Consider the following 337-nt stretch of genomic DNA (forward strand, 5'->3'; position numbering starts at 1 on the left):
TTGTGATTGTATTGATTGGGTTCTTTCTGTTTAACCATTATGCTGGTGCTTTAATAAATAGAATACAAAATGAGTTTAGACGGAATCCTTCATCAATAATTTCAAATCGAACTTCCAATCAACATAATTCAGCACAAATAACTCCTAATTCTTCTCAAGCAGAAACAGGAGCAACTCCAGCAAATAGTAACAATAATCAGGCTGAAAATGATGTTAAGCAAACAAGCACTTTGACAGAGCCAATTGCTAAACAAATATTAGAGAAAGAAACACCTTATTTCCAAAATACGACTACTAATAAAATTAGTTATTGGAATTATGGTGGTAAACTATCTGG

Annotated in this window: 1 protein-coding gene; it reads left to right on the forward strand. The window is 32.0% G+C overall.

Translation table 11 applies throughout. The annotated features are described in order from the left end of the window. On the forward strand, nt 1-337 hold a 337-nt coding region (locus AC6UDG_RS07470; protein WP_500706957.1), incomplete at both ends, for a hypothetical protein.

This window comes from Fructilactobacillus sp. X2R1C1, from assembly GCF_059901435.1.